1 rRNA gene is annotated in these 1,743 nt (G+C 51.6%); it reads right to left on the bottom strand.

Annotation, left to right across the window (positions count from 1 at the left end):
* Positions 1 to 19 precede the first annotated feature (19 nt).
* Positions 20 to 1,743, bottom strand: a 23S ribosomal RNA gene (locus PVK62_RS17220); the annotation flags it as partial.

Raw genomic sequence — 1,743 nt, 5'->3', positions numbered from 1 at the left:
AAAACCCCTTGGGTGTTGTATGGTTAAGCCTCACGGGCAATTAGTACAGGTTAGCTCAATGCCTCGCAGCACTTACACACCCTGCCTATCAACGTCGTAGTCTTCAACAACCCTTTAGGATACTTAAAGTATCAGGGATGACTCATCTCAAGGCTCGCTTCACGCTTAGATGCTTTCAGCGTTTATCGATCCCGAACTTAGCTACCGGGCAATGCTACTGGCGTAACAACCCGAACACCAGAGGTTCGTCCACTCCGGTCCTCTCGTACTAGGAGCAGCCCCTTTCAATCATCCAACGCCCACGGCAGATAGGGACCGAACTGTCTCACGACGTTCTAAACCCAGCTCGCGTACCACTTTAAATGGCGAACAGCCATACCCTTGGGACCGACTTCAGCCCCAGGATGTGATGAGCCGACATCGAGGTGCCAAACACCGCCGTCGATATGAACTCTTGGGCGGTATCAGCCTGTTATCCCCGGAGTACCTTTTATCCGTTGAGCGATGGCCCTTCCATTCAGAACCACCGGATCACTATGACCTGCTTTCGCACCTGCTCGAATTGTCATTCTCGCAGTCAAGCGGGCTTATGCCATTGCACTAACCACACGATGTCCAACCGTGTTTAGCCCACCTTCGTGCTCCTCCGTTACTCTTTGGGAGGAGACCGCCCCAGTCAAACTACCCACCAGGCACTGTCCGCAACCCCGATAAGGGGCCAACGTTAGAACATCAAGCATACAAGGGTGGTATTTCAAGATTGCCTCCACAAATACTAGCGTACTTGCTTCAAAGGCTCCCACCTATCCTACACATGTAGGGTCAATGTTCAGTGCCAAGCTGTAGTAAAGGTTCACGGGGTCTTTCCGTCTAGCCGCGGGTACACTGCATCTTCACAGCGATTTCAATTTCACTGAGTCTCGGGTGGAGACAGCGTGGCCATCATTACGCCATTCGTGCAGGTCGGAACTTACCCGACAAGGAATTTCGCTACCTTAGGACCGTTATAGTTACGGCCGCCGTTTACTTGGGCTTCGATCAAGAGCTTCGACCGAAGTCTAACCCCATCAATTAACCTTCAAGCACCGGGCAGGCGTCACACCGTATACGTCATCTTACGATTTAGCACAGTGCTATGTTTTTAATAAACAGTTGCAGCCACCTGGTATCTGCGACTCCCGGCAGCTTAGAGAGCAAGTCTCATCACCGCTAGGAGCGTACCTTCTCCCGAAGTTACGGTACCATTTTGCCTAGTTCCTTCACCCGAGTTCTCTCAAGCGCCTTAGTATTCTCTACTCGACCACCTGTGTCGGTTTGGGGTACGATTCCTTATAATCTGAAGCTTAGAGGCTTTTCCTGGAAGTATGGCATCAATAGCTTCACATCCGTAGATGCTCGACATCGTGTCTCAGCCTAACAAGAGTCCGGATTTACCTAAACTCTTAGCCTACGCACTTGAACTTGGACGACCGTCGCCAAGCCTACCTAGCCTTCTCCGTCCCCCCATCGCAATTATAAGAAGTACGGGAATATTAACCCGTTTCCCATCGACTACGCTTTTCAGCCTCGCCTTAGGGGTCGACTTACCCTGCCCCGATTAACGTTGGACAGGAACCCTTGGTCTTCCGGCGAGGGGGTTTTTCACCCCCTTTATCGTTACTCATGTCAGCATTCGCACTTCTGATACCTCCAGCATGCCTTACAGCACACCTTCGACGGCTTACAGAACGCTCCCCTACCCAG

It is taken from the genome of Aliivibrio sp. S3MY1, from assembly GCF_028765575.1.
In the GTDB taxonomy this organism is placed as follows: Bacteria; Pseudomonadota; Gammaproteobacteria; order Enterobacterales; family Vibrionaceae; genus Aliivibrio.
Note: the sequence above shows the minus strand (reverse complement) of the source record. Positions and strands in the feature narration are given on the sequence as shown.